The organism is Psychrobacter sp. Cmf 22.2, from assembly GCF_001921745.1.
Taxonomy (GTDB): Bacteria; Pseudomonadota; Gammaproteobacteria; order Pseudomonadales; family Moraxellaceae; genus Psychrobacter.
Window position 1 is genome coordinate 63,727 of sequence record NZ_MRYA01000008.1, and the last position, 16,910, is coordinate 80,636.

Below are 16,910 nucleotides of genomic sequence, written 5' to 3' on the forward strand. Positions count from 1 at the left end.
GGGGTATAAAGCCATTATGCGTGAATACTATGGCATATGCTAGTTGTTGATGCGACAAAGGCAGCCATATTGACCGCCTTTGTTTAGTTGTTTATTTTAGCTCAGATTTACCATCTACCAGTAACCAAAATTACTATTTCAAGTAACTATAAAAGCCTTATACAAAAATCATGTTTAAGCTTTTGTTATTAATAAAATCAAGTGCAATACCGCCACCGCGACTGACACAGGTAAGTGGGTCTTCTGCGACAGTCACTGGTAGACCAGTCTCTTTTGAGATAAGTTTGTCCAAATCGCGTAACAGGGCACCACCGCCAGTTAGGACAATACCGCGCTCAGCAATATCTGATGACAATTCAGGTGGGGTTTGTTCAAGTGCTGCTTTTACGGCGCTGACAATACCACTTAGCGGATCACTTAATGCTTTTTGGATCTCTTCTGAGTTAATACTAAACGTCTTAGGGACGCCTTCTGCCATACTACGGCCTCGAACTTCTACCTCTAAATTACTCTCTTCGTTGAGTGCCGAGCCCACTTCTTGCTTGATACGTTCAGCAGTTGTTTCACCAATCACACATCCATGAGTACGGCGTACATGAGTAATAATTGCATCATCAAACATATCACCGCCGATACGAATCGACTCGGCGTACACACAGCCAGATAGCGCAATCACGGCAATCTCAGTGGTACCGCCACCGATATCCACCACCATCGAGCCGCTGGCTTCATGGACAGGCATGCCAGCACCAATAGCTGCAGCCATTGGTTCTTCTAATAATAGTACTTTATTAGCGCCCGCTGATGACACCGCTTCACGAATAGCCTTTCGCTCGACCAGTGTCGACTTACAAGGCACGCAAACCACGACATTGGGCTGTGCCATAAAACGCTTGGCTTTTACTTTGGTAATAAAATGCTTTAGCATCTTTTGGGTGACTTCAAAGTCAGCGATAACCCCGTCTTTTAATGGGCGAATGGCAGTAATGTTGGCAGGTGTGCGACCAAGCATTTGCTTGGCATCAATACCGACAGCCGCGACGGTCGGGTTTTGCGTGCGGTTACTACGTAAAGCGACCACTGTAGGCTCATCGAGCACTACCCCTTTATTAGGAATAAAGATTAAGGTATTCGCAGTACCAAGGTCGATAGCGATATTATTTGATAAAAATCCAAACGGGTTCATTAATATATCCAGCGGCTTACAAATGAGAGGACTGAGACGATGCTTGTCAGTAACGAGTAGATTATAATTAAAGGCTTAGACGAGCAAAAACGTATCTTTGCGACAGATCTTAACCATACAATACTGACTAGAAACTAAAAGTGAGATAAATTATACCGATATAGTCTCAAAAAAAACATCGTTATTTACACTGTAAAGTAAGTATTCTTTAATCAAAAAATAGAATCTGATGGTTAGATATTAGTGGCTTTATAAATAGCACTTATCGCTATATTATACTTTTGCTAAACAATGTGGGGCTACTTTACCGTATTTAGCAAGTTAATTGTTAAGCAATTGAAAATAAATCAATAACTGTATCGTCACTGTGCTACTTGTTTGTGTTTGTGCAGCAATCTAACACCCTACTCTGTAAACTTAAGCCAGATGCTTTATAATAAGCCAACTCTACATACGATCTTATCTTAGTAATCACTTACTCTAACAAAAACTGTCCTTAACTGGAGAAACTATGTCACAGCAACCATCAACGTCCGACAGCAATGTTAGTCGTGAAGAAATCCTAGAAGTTGCCAACCTTGCACGCTTAGGTGTGGATGAAAGTACGGCAAGTAGTTATGCCGACGATATCAGTAAGGTGTTAACTCTTATGGAAACCCTTGGTAATGTCGATACGGAAGGTGTCAAACCACTATCAAATATTCATGAGGCATGCCAAGAGTTGCGCACTGACGTCGCCAAGCATGATATCAATCGTGCGCGCAATCAGTCTGTTGCGCCTGCGGTCGAAGAAGGCCTCTATCTGGTACCCCAAGTGATTGAATAATTGGTTTTATTATTTACGCTTATTTTATCTTATTTTATGCTATTAACATTTTGACGGACGACACCTTATGTCTGAGATTCATCTATTAAGTACCGAGCAGCTAATTACGGGCTTACAAGACAAACAATTTAGCAGCCTTGAGCTGACCGAACATTATCTTAAACGCATTGATGCACTAGATGGCAAGATTAATAGTTTTATCACGCACACTTCTGAGACAGCGCGCGCACAAGCGCAAGCAGCTGACGAGATGCGAGCGCAGGGTGATAAAAGACGTCTGCTGGGTATACCAATGGCTCATAAAGACATCTTTTGTACCCAAGGCGTGCTGACGACTTGTGGCTCAAAAATGCTACACAACTTTGTCTCACCTTATAACGCCACTATCGTCTCAAATATCGACAAAGCGGGTATGATTAGCTTAGGTAAGCTCAATATGGACGAGTTTGCAATGGGCTCAGACAACAGTAGCTCTTACTATGGCACGGTACAAAACCCATGGAATTTGGAGCGCGTCCCTGGTGGCTCATCTGGTGGTAGTGCCGCCGCTGTCGCCGCCGGGTTTGTGCCTGTGGCGACCGGTAGTGATACGGGCGGCTCGATTCGTCAGCCAGCTTCGTTTTGTGGCCTCACTGGCATCAAACCCACCTATGGCCGCGTGTCACGCTTTGGCATGATTGCCTATGCCTCAAGTCTCGACCAAGCCGGTAGCATGGGCAAAAGCGCCAAAGACTGTGCGTATCTATTACAACCTATGATCGGTCATGATCCGCGTGATGCCACCTCTATCAAGCATGATATGCCTGACTACGTGCAAGACCTTAATGACGCAGAAGCAGCTGCTGGTGACAAGCCATTTGAGGGTCTGCGTATCGGCGTCGCTAAAGAATACTTTAGTGAAGGGCTTGATAGCGAGGTCGAACAAGCGGTCCGTGCTGCTCTTAAACAGTATGAAGATTTGGGTGCCACCATCGTAGAGGTGAACATCACTGATCCTGAGATCACGCTTGCGACTTACTATATGCTAGCACCTGCAGAAGCATCATCTAACCTATCGCGCTTCGATGGTGTGCGCTTTGGTTATCGCTGTGAGAACCCAACCGATCTTATCGATCTATATACACGCTCTCGTTCTGAAGGCTTTGGTCCTGAAGTACAACGTCGTATCTTGACCGGCACCTATGCATTGTCTGCTGGTTATTTTGATGCTTATTATACAAAAGCACAAAGAATACGCCGCTTAATCGTAAAAGACTTCGATGAAGCTTTTGCCGATTGTGATGTGATTGCCAGCCCAACCTCACCGACAGCAGCTTACAAACTTAGTGAAGACCTCGACCCTGCATCGATGTACTTAGGTGATGTCTATACCATCGCGGTCAACTTGGCCGGCTTGCCTGCGCTCAGTCAACCAGTTGGTCTGACATCAGATGGCCTACCTATCGGCTTACAATTGATTGGTCAGTATTGGCAAGAAAGCAAGCTGTTATCTACAGCGCATCTTTTCCAGCAGCATACAGATCATCATCTACAGCACTCACTCATCGCAAAGGAGACGGTATAATGAACACAGCAACGACTACTGATAACAATGCCGCTCACCAAGAGATTGTTCGTAAAGAGCTGTTCGTCGATGGCTATGAAGTGGTCATCGGGATTGAGATTCATTGTCAGCTAAATACTGAAAGTAAGATATTCTCAAGCGCACCGACCGACTTTGGTCACGAGCCCAACAGCCAGGCAAGTATCGTCGATTTAGGTCTACCTGGTGTCTTGCCAGTGCTAAATGCTGGTGTGGTTGATCGTGCCTTAAAGTTTGGCATTGGCGTCAATGCTGAGCTGGGTTTATTTAACACCTTTGATCGTAAAAACTACTTTTACCCTGACTTACCTAAAGGCTATCAGATTACCCAGATGGTCAACCCTATCGTTGGTAAAGGTTATATCGATGTCGTGGTGAATGAAGGCGAGGAAAACGAATACCCCAAACGCATGGGTATCACCCGCGCGCATCTAGAAGAAGACGCTGGTAAGTCCGTACATGATGCCGTCGATGGCATGACTGGGGTCGATCTGAACCGTGCGGGTACGCCGCTGATTGAAATCGTCTCTGAGCCTGACATGCGCTCAGCCCATGAGGCGCTTGCCTATATCAAGGCTATTCATCAGCTGGTTACATGGCTTGGTATCTCGGATGCGGTCATGGCAGAAGGCTCATTCCGCTGTGACTGTAACGTCTCTGTACGTAAGCCTGGAAACGAGCTGGGCACACGTACTGAGCTCAAAAACCTAAACTCGTTCCGTTTTATCGAGCGCGCCATCAACCGCGAAATCGAACGTCAAATAGATATCATCGAAGATGGTGGTAAAGTTATCCAAGCGACAATGCTCTATGATCCTGAGCGCGATGAAACTCGCACTATGCGTACCAAAGAGGACGCCAACGACTATCGCTACTTCCCTGACCCTGACCTGCTACCTGTGCGTATTGAGCAGCATACGATTGATGAGATTAAAGCGGCAATGCCTGAGCTACCTGTTGCTCGACGTGCACGTTTTGAAGAAGCGCTCGGTCTGTCAGAGTACGATGCTCGTATCCTAACTGGTAGCCGTCAGCTTGCCGATTATTTTGAAGATGTAGTCGCAGAGATCGGACAGCAAGATGCGAAGATGGCAGCCAACTGGGTCATGGGAGAGCTGCTGGGTGCATTGAATAAAGACGATAAAGACATCGTTGGCTCCCCTATCAGCGCTAAGCAATTGGCTGGCATGCTGGAGCGTATCAAAGACGATACTCTATCTGGCAAATTGGCTAAGAAAGTCTTTAGTGCCTTATATGAGCGCGCGGGCGGCAACGATGATGATGCAGCAGATAAAATCATCGAGGAAAAAGGACTTAAGCAAGAAACTGATACAGGAGCTATCAAGGCCATGGTCGAAGAGGTCATCGCCAACAATCAAGCGATGGTGGAAGAGTATAAAGGCGGCAAGCAAAAAGCCTTTAATGGTCTGGTTGGGCAAGTAATGAAAGCCAGCCGCGGTAGCGCCAACCCGCAGCAAGTCAACCAAATTTTAAAAGAGCTGTTGGGATAGGTGTACTAATTTGCCGCTCATACTGACTATGGATATTCAAATTTTTGGGCAAATGGGTAGCAAGATAAATAGCCCTTGCAATATGCCTAATTTTGCGTAAAATAGTCAGTCACTCGGGGCGTAGCGCAGTCTGGTAGCGCACCACACTGGGGGTGTGGTGGTCGCAGGTTCAAATCCTGCCGTTCCGACCAAACATAATATTAGGGCAGACCGTCATTGACCGTCTGCCTTTTATTTTGGGCGTTTTTTTATTTTCGACTAATACATAAACTTATGTTTTGATTAAGCTTTACATTCCAGACCGTTTAGTTGATATTATAAAGAGTTGCATAAAAAACTGTTTATACTAAGTGAGAAATCATGGACTTATCATCACTACCACAAAACTTACCTGCATGGGTTTATGTGTGTTTTATACTGGGCATAATTGCAATAGCTTACCTTACTGGCAATCATAAAAAAAAATCTAAGTCTTTCAAAAACATTAGTCAAAGTGGAAGTAATAATAAACAACAAATCGGGGATCGAGTAAATAAAAAAAAGGAGGACGACTAATGTCTTTATTCTCACAGACACCTCATGTTTCGGATGTTCAACAGTCTGGCAAAAGCAATTTACAACAAATAGCAACTAGCATTGACAACTCCAAAATTGATAACTCTAGAACTACAAATATATTTACTACACCTGCAAATGAAGCAAGAAAATCATCTATTATTCAAGATATCCTCGAAGATATAATAGATCTTGAAATAGCGTTGGAGGCAACTAAACCCGATACCACCCCTTTCGATATTGAAGGTAAAATAGATCATAATGAAATAACTCTCTACAAAGAATCATATGAATTCTTTATGGGACATAAGTTTATCATAGAAGATAGGTTGAAGACTTTAGAGGATAACGGCAATCACTTAGCATCTAAAAAATTATTTTCAGTAATTAGAAATATTTATCACAAGCACTTGGATCTTAATAATCCTGATACAATTATTAGATTAATGCAAGATGAACTAAAAAGAGATTTGATAACAAATAATATGACAAGTCACGATAATGTTATGTTTGTACCTTCTATCATTTTTTACGTATTCGCAGAGTGCAAAATATTTAAAAAGCCACCATCATGATTTTACTATCTACCAAGAACCCTCAAAACTCTATATATTACCTAGGGTCTATACTGCTAGGGTTAATGATAAAGAACACTGATAATGAATTAGGTGTTTATGACTACTATGAATTATTAAATAATCAGCAACCAACTACGATGAGTAGATTTTTGCTTGTTTTAGATTGGTTATACATGAATGGAAAACTTACTTCAGACAGTGACAAAGGCATACTATTATGTTCCTAATGCATATGACTATTAAAGATAAAGAAGGATTTGTTATTCGTCATGTAAATTTTAAGAAAGGCGTAAATATCATAAAAGGAATGGAGGTAAACACACTTCTAACTGATGAGAAGTCAAGTACTAATAGTATAGGAAAAACAACATTATTACGTTGTATAGATTTTTGCTTATGTGGTGGATGGCAACAGTTTACTTTCGACAAAGAATTCAAAAATAGTAAAAATAATACTGTATTTGATTTTTTCAAACAGACACTACCTACATTCGAGCTAGCTATTGTGAGTAACTTAGATGATGCAGTTTCATCTAAATGGGTACTCAGTCGTTCGTTGTTAGTCAATGCTAGGTCAAAAACAGATAAAAGTTATTTCTCCATCAATAACTCTATTGATGGTAATGAGTTTAGTGAAGAAGAATATAAGTCCAGAATTAAAGAAATACTTTTTGACTTAAAGGCTCCAAAGCCCACTATTAGACAATTAATCCCTAAATTTATAAGAACTTCAGACCATCAAATTTCGAATGTAATAAACTACTTACATCCTTCAACCTCTAACTCCAGTTATGAGCTTCTTCATTTATTCTTATTCGATTTTGAAGATATTCAAGTTGTAAACAGTAAGATACTTAAGGATGACGAGGTCAGACATAAGACTCAAGAGGTAAAATCCCTTAAAGACGTTGTAGGTGTTGGTACAGAAGAAATTAATGATGTAAAGATAAATGAACTTGAAGAGCAAAAAAAGCTGTACAACAGCTATAAAATAGATGAAAGTTACAAACGTGAAGATGACTTGTTGAATGCTAAGCAAGAAGAGCTTAATCATATTAAAGCTGCTATTTCTAATACTAACCTTAATATCGACGTTTGGGAACAAAGGCTTAATGAAGTAGCTGCGAACAGTGACAGGATAGATGCAGAATCAATCAACTATATGTATCAAGAAGCCGGAATTTACAATGTTGAACTACAGAGAGAATATGAAGAAACAATCACTTTTCATCAAAATATGCTAGAAAATGAGATTACATTCATCTCAAACTCTATACAAAAAGCTAGGGAAAGAATCAATGAGTTAGAAACGAGATTTCAATTGGTGTCTAAGGAATATTCTAGCTTACTGAAAGAGTTAGGAGAGCGTGGTTCATTGGCCGATTACACAAAAATTGGTAATAAAATTAACGAATTGACGAAGGATATTGCTGAGAATGAAGCTATTATCAATAAGTATGAGAAGTCACGTAAAGAGCTATCAAACTTAAAAGCAGATCTTGAAAAACTTATTAAGAAAGTTGATGAATTAGCTAGTGGTGACTTTAGAAGAAAGTTAACTGTATTTAATCGATATTTTTTAGAATACTCTAAAGATTTATCTGATAATGGCTATATACTAGCTACCAATTCTGATAAGTACCAGCATATCAATCTAGTTCCGATGCCACAAGATAAAGATAGTAACGTTGGTGATGGTAGAAAGCAATCCCTTGTTATATCTTTTGACTTAGCTTATGTGTCATTCGCTAAAGATCCGTCAGTCAACATAAAGCGTCCTAGCTTTTTTACTCAAGATAAAATAGAAATTGTTGATAATAATATGTTGAATAAGCTGATAGACTTGATCAATAGTACAGAATGTCAGTTTATATTTCCAGTTATCAACGATAAATTAGAGAGTTTGACATATTTTGATGAAGGTAATATTATTTTGTGTTTATCTGAAGATGACAAGTTTTTTGACATTGAAAATTATGGAAGTCGAAAGTTACTATTGGGAAAGAACTTTTTGCTCAAACTTCCTTCCAAAATCAATTTTGAAAAAACTAATTTGTCAGAAGCTGAACTTACAAAGTGCATTCTAGGAGCTGCTTAACTTATAGATATTTTTCTACAAGCCCACTCCGATTAGCTTGTAGATTTCTATATATACCTCATATACTTTCGTTTACCCTTAAATTATTGATTAAAGACTCGTGTAATTGCACTCAGCTTTTCATTAATTTTAAAAGTTTTTGATTTGATGTCAGTGAAGCCAAACGATTCTAAACGCTCGGTATGTTTAGCAAGGTATCGATTGGCGTCATCTAAATTATCAAACACATAAATACCGCCCGCTTCTTGCGTCTCTTCGTTTTCTGTCCATAGCTTATAGACCAGACCTTGCTCGTTTGCGATATCTTCGGCAAGCTCTTGCATAGATTCAAAGAATTTATCGCCAAAAGGTCCACTATAAGGGAAGTCGATTTGCAAAAGGTATTTCATAGTTTAATCCTCATTATTATTTGATAGCTTGTTTCATGATCGACAGAGGCTGTGCTGCCAGATACGTTCAATCTTAACATAGTACGATTGACTATAGACTTTTGCTAAGCGAGCAGTTAGGGTAAATGCACTATAACTTACTTCGGTTTTTTCTATGTCCGAGCCTATTGCTCATTCATTGTCCATACTTACAAATTACGCACCTTGGGAGGCGTACCAGCGACCTTATGTGCGTGATTTGGCTTATGTGCTGGCATGCCCTAACGTATTAACAGGGTGGCTGGATTTTGCGCCTTATCAGAACACACATACAGTCTCGGTACATAGCGCCAGCTTTTGGCAGCAGCAGTTTGTCGCTTATCAGCAGCGTTTAGAAGAGCTTGATACCACCAATGCTTATCAGGAGTTGACGCGCTATCTACTGACACGACCCAGTCCCAATCGTTTGGGTTTTCACTTTGAGGGGTTATTGTCTTTTTGGTTAGCAGATGGTTTTGCACGCCAGTTGCATCCATATGAGACACTCGCTAGTAATGTTCAGCTATTTAATGGCAAGCAAACCTCTGGCGAGCTTGACTTGATTTTGTATAACCATAAAGAGACAGTCACTGAACATTGGGAACTGGCCATTAAGTTTTTTATGGGTTCAGCGCCTTTCGCGCCTGAAAACTGGGTTGGGATTAACTCAAACGACAATCTACAGCGCAAAATGACCCATATGCAGACCAAACAATTCCGTACTATATGGGTAGATACTAAGGATCATGGACAAGTCAAAATTGATAAGCGTTATGGTGTTATAAAAGGACGGTTCTTTTTACCCATCAATACGGCTAATTTTATTTATCCGGATTGGCTTTCACCAAGCTTTCCTATGCATGAATGGTGCGATAAATGGGATAAAGATAATCTGACGACAATTGATATGACGAGCCTTCGACGCGCAAATTATATCGAATGGTTTACAAAACGCAGCTTTTATGACAGCTACGGTGGACATAAAACACAGATAGTTTGGCCGGACGATACGCTACCCAGAACAGGGCTATACTTTGAAGGTGATAAGCCGATAGTCATTTATCCTAAGCGGCGTGATCCTAAAATGGATAACACTTAATCGTTATTAACATATTAATGTAGGCTTTACCTTTTAACTATCAACTCCCAATCATCTAGCTTAATGATAGCCTACCATGAGTAACGTCCATATAAGCTAACCTCACTGCGCTGAGCCTTTTCTGAGTCAAGACTGTCCGTGAGTAGCTTGATGCCGCCATGCTGACTGTCTACTGCAAGCCCCAATGCTTGTGTTTGTGGCTCTATCAAGCCAGTGATAGTGAGTGGATAGAAATCTTCATTGGTTTGATAGCCTGCTGACAACTGATATAAGTCTTGGATATCATTCACTTGACCATGGACACCGAGCTGCCATTGAGGGTTTAGCTGATGTATGAGACTGCCTTCCACGCGCCATGGTAATGTTTGCGTAATGTCATCAGTATCGAGTTGACCTTCGGTCATATCTACAGGTCGTCTACTGGCATCATAATCTAATACATATTGCGTACTAGGCGTGTCTTTCCAATGCATACGTCCCAGAAGATCGTAACCACGTATAGATAACTGCGTACGATCGGTTAATGCGCCTGTTAAATTTATATCTAACGAATAACCATATCCCGTTGGCTTTTTAGGATACCAATTGAGGTTCTCTTCTCCAAGTGCTGGCTCATCGTAATAGTAATCTACATAAGTCTTTGTTCTATTTAGACGATCTATATTTCTAACTGTTTCGCCATCAAGATATGCTTGCGATGTAATACTGCCCCTAGCTTCACCGTCAAGCAAATGCAAACCTTTCCAAATGTTGGCATAAGTGGTTAGCTGCCAATTAGACGTTAGTTGCTGAGCAAACCCTACGTTTGCGCCAATACGTTCATTATGCTGGGCGTCTAACTCTATAGCATAAGTCTGATTTTGGTTGGGGAGTTGCTTGTTTTGATACTGCCAATACAAGTCTGCAGTTTCTTGATTAAAGGTCATCATATAGTCATAACGCCACGCCAAACCATAGCTTATCGGACTGTCAGCTGGACGCACATTAAGTGACGCGCGCCCCTGTGCGTAGGCATGGGTGCCAGACTCTAATGGCGCATCCCAATCTTTGATAAAAGCTGCAATAGGCTGCGCTGGACTATGAGCACTTGCCATCACTGTCCAATCAATTTGTGTGTCTGGCTTCTTAGAAGCTATCAATGGCGTAGATACTAAAGATGGCGTTAGGTTTTTCTCTAAAATAAAGTCATCACCAGTAAGTTGATAAGTCACTGACGGCTCTTGCGCGATAGCAGAGATTGAAATACCTGTACTTATAATAACCAATATATTGCGTGTGATAGTGACCATTTGATAGTGTACCTGAAAAGACTTGATAGATTGAGGTGAAAGAAAACTCTGTATAAATGGCATATGGATGGCTGGGCGCAGAAAGAGCACAATATTCTTCCATAAATTAAAAGGCACAAAAAAGAGACAGGGCTAGCTGTCTCTTTTTATCCATGATCAATATCTCAAATACATATCATCACTGGCCTAGAGGAATAAAGCTGTTGTCTTTAAATTTGGCGCTTACTGTACCGTTGTTCTGTAATAGCTCACCAAAGACTTTACCATTGACCTTGATATCAGCAAATTTACCAGTTTTGGGGTCTTGTATGATGAATTTATTATCGACATCAAATTTTAGCTTAATGGCGGCATTATTTTGGGTAATATCAAGTTGTGTACACTTGCAACTGATATTATATTGAGTGTCCAAGATGGTTTTACCTGTCACGTACAGACTTTTACCGTCTACGCTTGCTTTCAAACCTTGCAGTTCTACCACATCACGCGCTGTACGTTTTAGGTTCGCTTGAATATCTAAAGGTATAATCGCAGTCGAAGTCGCAGTCTCTTTTGTCACGTTACCCTTAAGAGACATGACAATCTCTACTCCAACGAACTTACCAGCAGCCTCTTCAATATTACCTTCTTGGGTTACTTTGATGACGTTTTTGATATCGGTTTCATTAGCAACCGCGTTTAGCGAAATGGCGACATCTGTTGCAGGCTTTTCTTTGAGTAATTCACCCGTCAGCTTAATAGCGGTTGGCAAAGTTCTAACCACTAAGGTGCCATCAGCAAGCTTACGACTCATATCTAAAAACCCTAGTTCGACGTCACGGGCTTCAATGATACTATCGTTGGCTTTAAGTTTTACATTATCCAGTTTTATGACCGCTTTTTCTAAAGTAATGCCGGCTCTATTGACATCATTTATATCAAACTCATCATTAACCAAGACTTTATCACTGAAACGCGCGTTAACCGTTGCACCCTGTGAAGTTGAGCTCAAAACGACAGCATCCGCTTTTGAACCAATGTCAAGACGATTGAAACCATAACGACCTGTAAAATTATCAGTACTGGTATTAGAAGCCAATGAGTTTTCAAATTTATCGTAGGTTATCTTAAAAGAATCTTTGGTGACTGTTGTATCTATATCATTGGTTAGCGGATTATAGTTATAATCAAAACGTTCACTATTCACAAGCGTAGTGCCAGATAGTTTGAATTTACCATTGGCATCAAGCGTTGCAAGAAAATCATCGCTTGGCTGTAGCTTATCATTATAGAATCTGTCCCAATAAAAATCGCTCTCCAATCCTTTATCTATTACTTCTTGCAGATCACCATTATCCCTTAAATAAGCTACATCTGCTGCATCCAGTTTTGCTATTGAATTCTCTTTCATGTACCCCTGTAAACCTTCAGCGATCTCAAAGGTTAGGTTGACTCGGGCTTGCTGTTGTTCGGTCAAAATCTCGCTAGCGCCTTCATAAGCATCTTCGATTGCTTTGTTATCTAAAATAAACTGCTTTGCAGTATTGATGATGCTTTTAGCTTGCTCAAGCTCAGACAGTTTATTGTTTACAGGAGGCTTAGAAGGTACAGCTGAACCATTATTGTTAGAAGCCGCCGTGCTAGTATTGTCACTATCGCTACCGCACCCTGCTAATACTAAAGTGCTGGCAAATGCTAGCGCAGTCAGTTGAAAAAACTTCATAAAATAATCCTTTATTGATAAGACCTAGTTGAGGAAATAACAGTAGATGTGATTTGAATAGGTGGTTGTTCGACCTAACACTAAAAAAAACTTTAGTCAAAACTTATGTTCACTAATCAATAAAAGGATAATATATTTATTTACTGCTCGAGTCCATACAATAATCCGTTATATTGTAAAAGACATTCAAACGTTGGCATAGAAATTTACAGGTTTTATAATAAAAAGAAGCCAGATACAAGCAGTACCTGACTCTGATGAACCGACAGTCAATGAATTAGCAATAGCATTACGGTTCATAAGTTTCAATAACCTGCATCAGCTCATATCTCAGTATATCGACACTTGGTAGGCGCTCAGCATGGAATCTTACAATCGGGATCCCTGCGCTTGCTAGCGCTTTGTCCTTTTTGTCATCAGCCTTTTGTCTTGATTTACTAGTGTGTGTCCAGTCGTCAAGCTCAATGGCGACCAATGTCGTCTGCGCATCGATATCAGTAATAACATAATCGACACTTTGACGGCAGATACGATTGAACCAAAAGCTACGCTCAGAAGCTTCTTCACTATCAGCATTGATAATACGAGAAAGTTGAACTTGTACAAATATATGATATTCAGGCAGTGCGTTTTTGAGTTTTTGAAAAAATATGACTTCAGTATCTGTCATGATAGGCATCGGTGCAAACGGCCAAATAGCCAGGTCGTCACCGCGTACAGGAGCTGGACTGGGTTCGGTATTTTTATTAGCTTGATGCCTTAATAATAGCTTTGGTAAGACAATGAACCCCAAAAAACCGACAGCCAACACTAAAAACACAATGCCAAACGACATAATCACACCTTATAGAGTTTTAAAGCGATTAACTTTAGAATCCTCTAAATAGTCAATCGCAACGTAGCAACCATTATTGGCTAATACGTTTTACAGAAAAAAGTAAATGAACCATAAGTAGGGCTTATATTATCTAAGCACTACTATTTGAACTAATAATTATCTACAATTTACAAACCAAAAAACACGACAGCAAATGTCGTGTTTTAACTAATATACAATCAAAAATGTCATCAAGATCTAATATGTTAACTGACTCTTATATACAATAAAACCCTCAGACCACTTAACGCCAATACAGCACCCAAGCCCCTGAGGTATCAACTTGAGGATCTGTGTTAATCTTGTCTTTTAATGCCAGTGCCGCAACTTTTCCACGCTCAGGACCGACGATGACGCGTACACCGCGACTGGTCACACTGGTTTTGACTTTATAGCCGGCGGATTTAAACTTTTCGGCCACATCGTCAGCTGAAGACTGATTGCTTGCCAAAGCCACTTGTACACCAAAGCTACCTTTTGCATCAGTTTCTCTAACTTCTTTACGAGCATCACGTAGTTTTTGTTGGACTTCACGTCTAGCATCAGCAGACTTTTTGGCAGCGGCAGCTTCACGCTCTAAGCGCTCAATCTGCTTACGTGATGGAATAGTTAGCTCTTGTCCGACTTGTAATGAAGTGGATGAGGATATATCGTTGGCTTGAGCCAAGGCTTTAACTGGCACATTATATTGGCGAGCCAGTTTGATTAAACCATCACCTCTTTTAACAGTATAGTCTGCAGGAGCTGTCGGAGGCGCTGTTTTAGCAGCTTGTTCTTCAGCCTGCTTCTGCTGTTTGGCTGCTGCTTGTTCTTCTGCCTTTTTCTTAGCATCAGCTTCTTTCTTAGCTTCTGCTTCTTTTTTAGCTTTAGCCTGAGCTTCAGCTCGCTCTTTTGCTTCAGTTAACTTTTTATTATCTGCTAATTTTTTTGCTTCGGCCTGCTGAGCAGCTTTTTTGGCTTCTTCTTTCTCAGCCGCTTGAGCTTTCTGTTTTTCGTCATTGGTTGTGTTTGTTGTGGCATCAGTACGCGCTTGCACAGTTGGTGTTGTAACTGTTGAGCTATTTTCTACTTCTGTATCCTCACCCTCTGCTGGCATAGAGTTGGCAACATACTGCTGGTTTTCTGCACGAGATTTCGCCAGTGCCTTTGCTTCTGCACTCTCCTGCTCTGCCAAAAACTGCTGGGCACGCTTCTCTTGTTCTGCGACACGGGCCGCACGTTCTTTTTGCTTTTGTGCCAAGATACGTTTTTCAGTTTCGATATCTGTGGTTAATGGTTCTACAGTTGTTTTTTCAGTTGATGATTTTTCGACGATAGCAGCGGGCGTTGCTGGCTTATCATTAGTACCGATCTGTTGCACCATGGCGTATAGCATGACGCTACCGCCTATAATCATCCCGATGCCCAATAAGGCTTGTCTCGAAAAATTCATCCGTTTACGTCTCTTAGTTGGTAGTAAGGTTGATTGCTAGGCATGACCAATCTATATCGCCATCTCATCGCAAAAGTTATGCCGTTTTTGTAAAACGCTTTGATTATAAAACATATTTTTCACGCTGTCTGCTATCACACATATGTTAATGCGATGTTTGAGTAATTTTTGGACGACAATCAGCTCTCGGGGATCATAAGCATTCGTTGACATCAAGAGCAGTAAGCGCCTCACCAATGGTATGAAAAGAACCACTGGCGACGAGCAAGTCTTGTGGCTCACTGTTTTTGACTATTGCTTGCGTAGCCTGCTGTAGATCAGTACAAACATGTATAGCAGCATCTTTTACGTATACAGCTAGTGCTGTTTGCAGCTCATCAATACTTGCCGCGCGAGGATGATCAATCTCTGCAATATACCAATCTGTGATTGGCAAACCAGAATCGGTTAAGCGCTGTGCAACCATAGCAATATCTTTGTCACCGAGCATAGAGAATAATATCTTAATAGTCGCAATTGATGTGTTTGGTTGGCGACTAACATGCTCTTGCCATAAGGGTAATAGCTGCGCCAATAAAAACTCAACCCCTTGCTCGTTGTGCGCCACATCAAACAGCCAATGACGCGCAGCTATCTTTCGATAATCAAACCGTCCTGCTAGTTTGACAGTACGTAAGGCTTGCGCAATACCCTCTGCATCGACTGCTAATGGACTGGCCAACACTGCAGATAGCGCATTGGCAGCGTTTGTAAGGGATAGTGCAGGACGTGGCAGCTCCAGCGTAACAGCAGCATTACTGTATTGCCAAGTCTGTGTATCTACTACGCGATAGCTAAAGTCTTGCTCTGCTTGATAAAAGGTAGCATTGTGGCTTTTAATAAGGCGCTGCACACTATCTGGCATGGTAGCAGCACCATAAACGAGAGTAATGTCATCACGTAAAATACCCGCTTTTTCGCTACCAATAACCTCAATATTATCACCTAACCAATCCACATGGTCGATACCAACATTAGTAATAACGGCCATATCTGGATCAATAATATTAACTACATCTAAGCGCCCACCTAATCCTACTTCCAACACCCATACATCACAGTCTGCTTCAGCGAATATCAATAACGCAGCAAGTGTCGTCATCTCAAAAAATGACAACGTTAAATCGCATGCAAGCCGTGCATTCTCTACCTTACTAAAAGCATCGATTAATGTCTCATCGCTGACCATCTCGCCATTAATGCGCACACGCTCATTAAAAACGCTTAAATGCGGTGATTGATACAATGCAGTCTTGTAGCCTCCCGCTTGACACATCTGGGCAATTACTGCTGTCGTCGAGCCTTTACCATTGGTACCTGCTACAGTAAATACGTACGCATCATCTTTGGCCGATTGTACTAAACCCAAACTCTCAGCCACAGGCAGCACTCGCGTAAGCCCCATGTCTATCGCTGATACATGTATCTGCTGCATATAATCTAACCATTCAGTTAAACTCGATTGGCTGGTAGGACTATCAGTATTAACCGTATTAGCTATAGATGCAGACATAAACAGAACCTATTAAAAACTCGAACTAAAAAAGAGAAAACAAAATTAAAAGTAGTGTATAACAACCTACTAAAAAACCAAACCTAAAAACCAAAAATAGCACTTATCGTTAAATAACGACAAATGCTATTAGAAATATTCTAACCTCGTTGCACTAAAATCATGCCCATACTAAAGCCAGTAACCGTAACAAGTTAGGTCATTTAGCTGGACGAT

Annotated in this window: 14 protein-coding genes and 1 tRNA gene; 8 read left to right on the forward strand and 7 right to left on the reverse strand. The window is 41.0% G+C overall.

Features of this window, described 5'->3' with window-relative positions; all coding sequences use genetic code 11:
- Nucleotides 1-157: 157 nt before the first annotated feature.
- A complete protein-coding gene (locus BTV98_RS12160) occupies nucleotides 158-1,186 on the reverse strand; it encodes a rod shape-determining protein (RefSeq protein ID WP_058368256.1) in 1,029 nt (342 codons plus the stop codon).
- 511 nt (nucleotides 1,187-1,697) lie between these two features.
- On the opposite strand from BTV98_RS12160, the gene gatC reads away from it, so the two are divergent.
- The 7 genes from gatC (at nucleotide 1,698) to BTV98_RS12200 (ending at nucleotide 8,336) form a co-directional block, all read left to right on the forward strand.
- Complete coding sequence (gene gatC, locus BTV98_RS12165; protein WP_075103685.1) at nucleotides 1,698-2,012, forward strand: Asp-tRNA(Asn)/Glu-tRNA(Gln) amidotransferase subunit GatC; 315 nt, start codon at nucleotides 1,698-1,700, stop codon at nucleotides 2,010-2,012.
- Between the two features lie 67 nt (nucleotides 2,013-2,079).
- Nucleotides 2,080-3,576 carry an Asp-tRNA(Asn)/Glu-tRNA(Gln) amidotransferase subunit GatA gene (gatA, locus tag BTV98_RS12170; protein WP_058368254.1) on the forward strand — a complete coding sequence of 499 codons (1,497 nt, stop codon included), beginning with the start codon at nucleotides 2,080-2,082 and terminating at the stop codon, nucleotides 3,574-3,576.
- Nucleotides 3,576-5,105 carry an Asp-tRNA(Asn)/Glu-tRNA(Gln) amidotransferase subunit GatB gene (gene gatB / locus BTV98_RS12175; RefSeq protein ID WP_058368253.1) on the forward strand — a complete coding sequence of 510 codons (1,530 nt, stop codon included), beginning with the start codon at nucleotides 3,576-3,578 and terminating at the stop codon, nucleotides 5,103-5,105. The genes gatA and gatB overlap by 1 nt, the downstream gene beginning before the upstream one ends.
- Nucleotides 5,106-5,219: 114 nt before the next feature.
- Nucleotides 5,220-5,296 (forward strand) — tRNA-Pro (locus BTV98_RS12180).
- 363 nt (nucleotides 5,297-5,659) lie between these two features.
- A complete protein-coding gene (locus BTV98_RS12190; protein WP_075103687.1) occupies nucleotides 5,660-6,235 on the forward strand; it encodes a hypothetical protein in 576 nt (191 codons plus the stop codon).
- Between the two features lie 65 nt (nucleotides 6,236-6,300).
- Nucleotides 6,301-6,465, forward strand: coding sequence for a hypothetical protein (locus tag BTV98_RS13870; protein WP_368664878.1), 165 nt, complete (start codon nucleotides 6,301-6,303; stop codon nucleotides 6,463-6,465).
- Nucleotides 6,456-8,336 (forward strand): AAA family ATPase, encoded by a 1,881-nt coding sequence (locus BTV98_RS12200; protein ID WP_075103689.1) that lies wholly within the window; start codon nucleotides 6,456-6,458, stop codon nucleotides 8,334-8,336. Before BTV98_RS13870 ends, BTV98_RS12200 begins: the two co-directional genes overlap by 10 nt.
- 83 nt (nucleotides 8,337-8,419) lie before the next feature.
- Here BTV98_RS12200 and BTV98_RS12205 read toward each other — a convergent pair whose 3' ends face one another.
- The gene (locus BTV98_RS12205; RefSeq protein WP_075103690.1) at nucleotides 8,420-8,725 is read right to left on the reverse strand and encodes a monooxygenase; all 306 of its coding nucleotides are present in this window, start codon (nucleotides 8,723-8,725) and stop codon (nucleotides 8,420-8,422) included.
- A gap of 154 nt (nucleotides 8,726-8,879) precedes the next feature.
- Here BTV98_RS12205 and BTV98_RS12210 point away from each other — a divergent pair, with 154 nt between their 5' ends.
- Nucleotides 8,880-9,842, forward strand: coding sequence for a DUF1853 family protein (locus BTV98_RS12210; RefSeq protein WP_058368251.1), 963 nt, complete (start codon nucleotides 8,880-8,882; stop codon nucleotides 9,840-9,842).
- A 71-nt stretch (nucleotides 9,843-9,913) separates the two neighbouring features.
- On the opposite strand, the gene BTV98_RS12215 is transcribed toward BTV98_RS12210, so the two are convergent.
- From BTV98_RS12215 to BTV98_RS12235, 5 genes are all read right to left on the reverse strand, one after another.
- Entirely contained in the window at nucleotides 9,914-11,131 is a 1,218-nt protein-coding gene (locus tag BTV98_RS12215; protein WP_075103691.1) for a hypothetical protein, read from the reverse strand.
- A gap of 178 nt (nucleotides 11,132-11,309) precedes the next feature.
- Entirely contained in the window at nucleotides 11,310-12,833 is a 1,524-nt protein-coding gene (locus tag BTV98_RS12220; RefSeq protein ID WP_075103692.1) for a hypothetical protein, read from the reverse strand.
- A gap of 289 nt (nucleotides 12,834-13,122) precedes the next feature.
- Nucleotides 13,123-13,668, reverse strand: a complete 546-nt coding sequence (locus BTV98_RS12225) for a DUF2726 domain-containing protein (protein WP_058368248.1) — start codon at nucleotides 13,666-13,668, stop codon at nucleotides 13,123-13,125.
- A gap of 286 nt (nucleotides 13,669-13,954) precedes the next feature.
- A complete protein-coding gene (locus tag BTV98_RS12230) occupies nucleotides 13,955-15,142 on the reverse strand; it encodes a LysM peptidoglycan-binding domain-containing protein (protein ID WP_075103693.1) in 1,188 nt (395 codons plus the stop codon).
- Between the two features lie 193 nt (nucleotides 15,143-15,335).
- Nucleotides 15,336-16,694 carry a folylpolyglutamate synthase/dihydrofolate synthase family protein gene (locus BTV98_RS12235; protein ID WP_058368244.1) on the reverse strand — a complete coding sequence of 453 codons (1,359 nt, stop codon included), beginning with the start codon at nucleotides 16,692-16,694 and terminating at the stop codon, nucleotides 15,336-15,338.
- Nucleotides 16,695-16,910 lie beyond the last annotated feature (216 nt).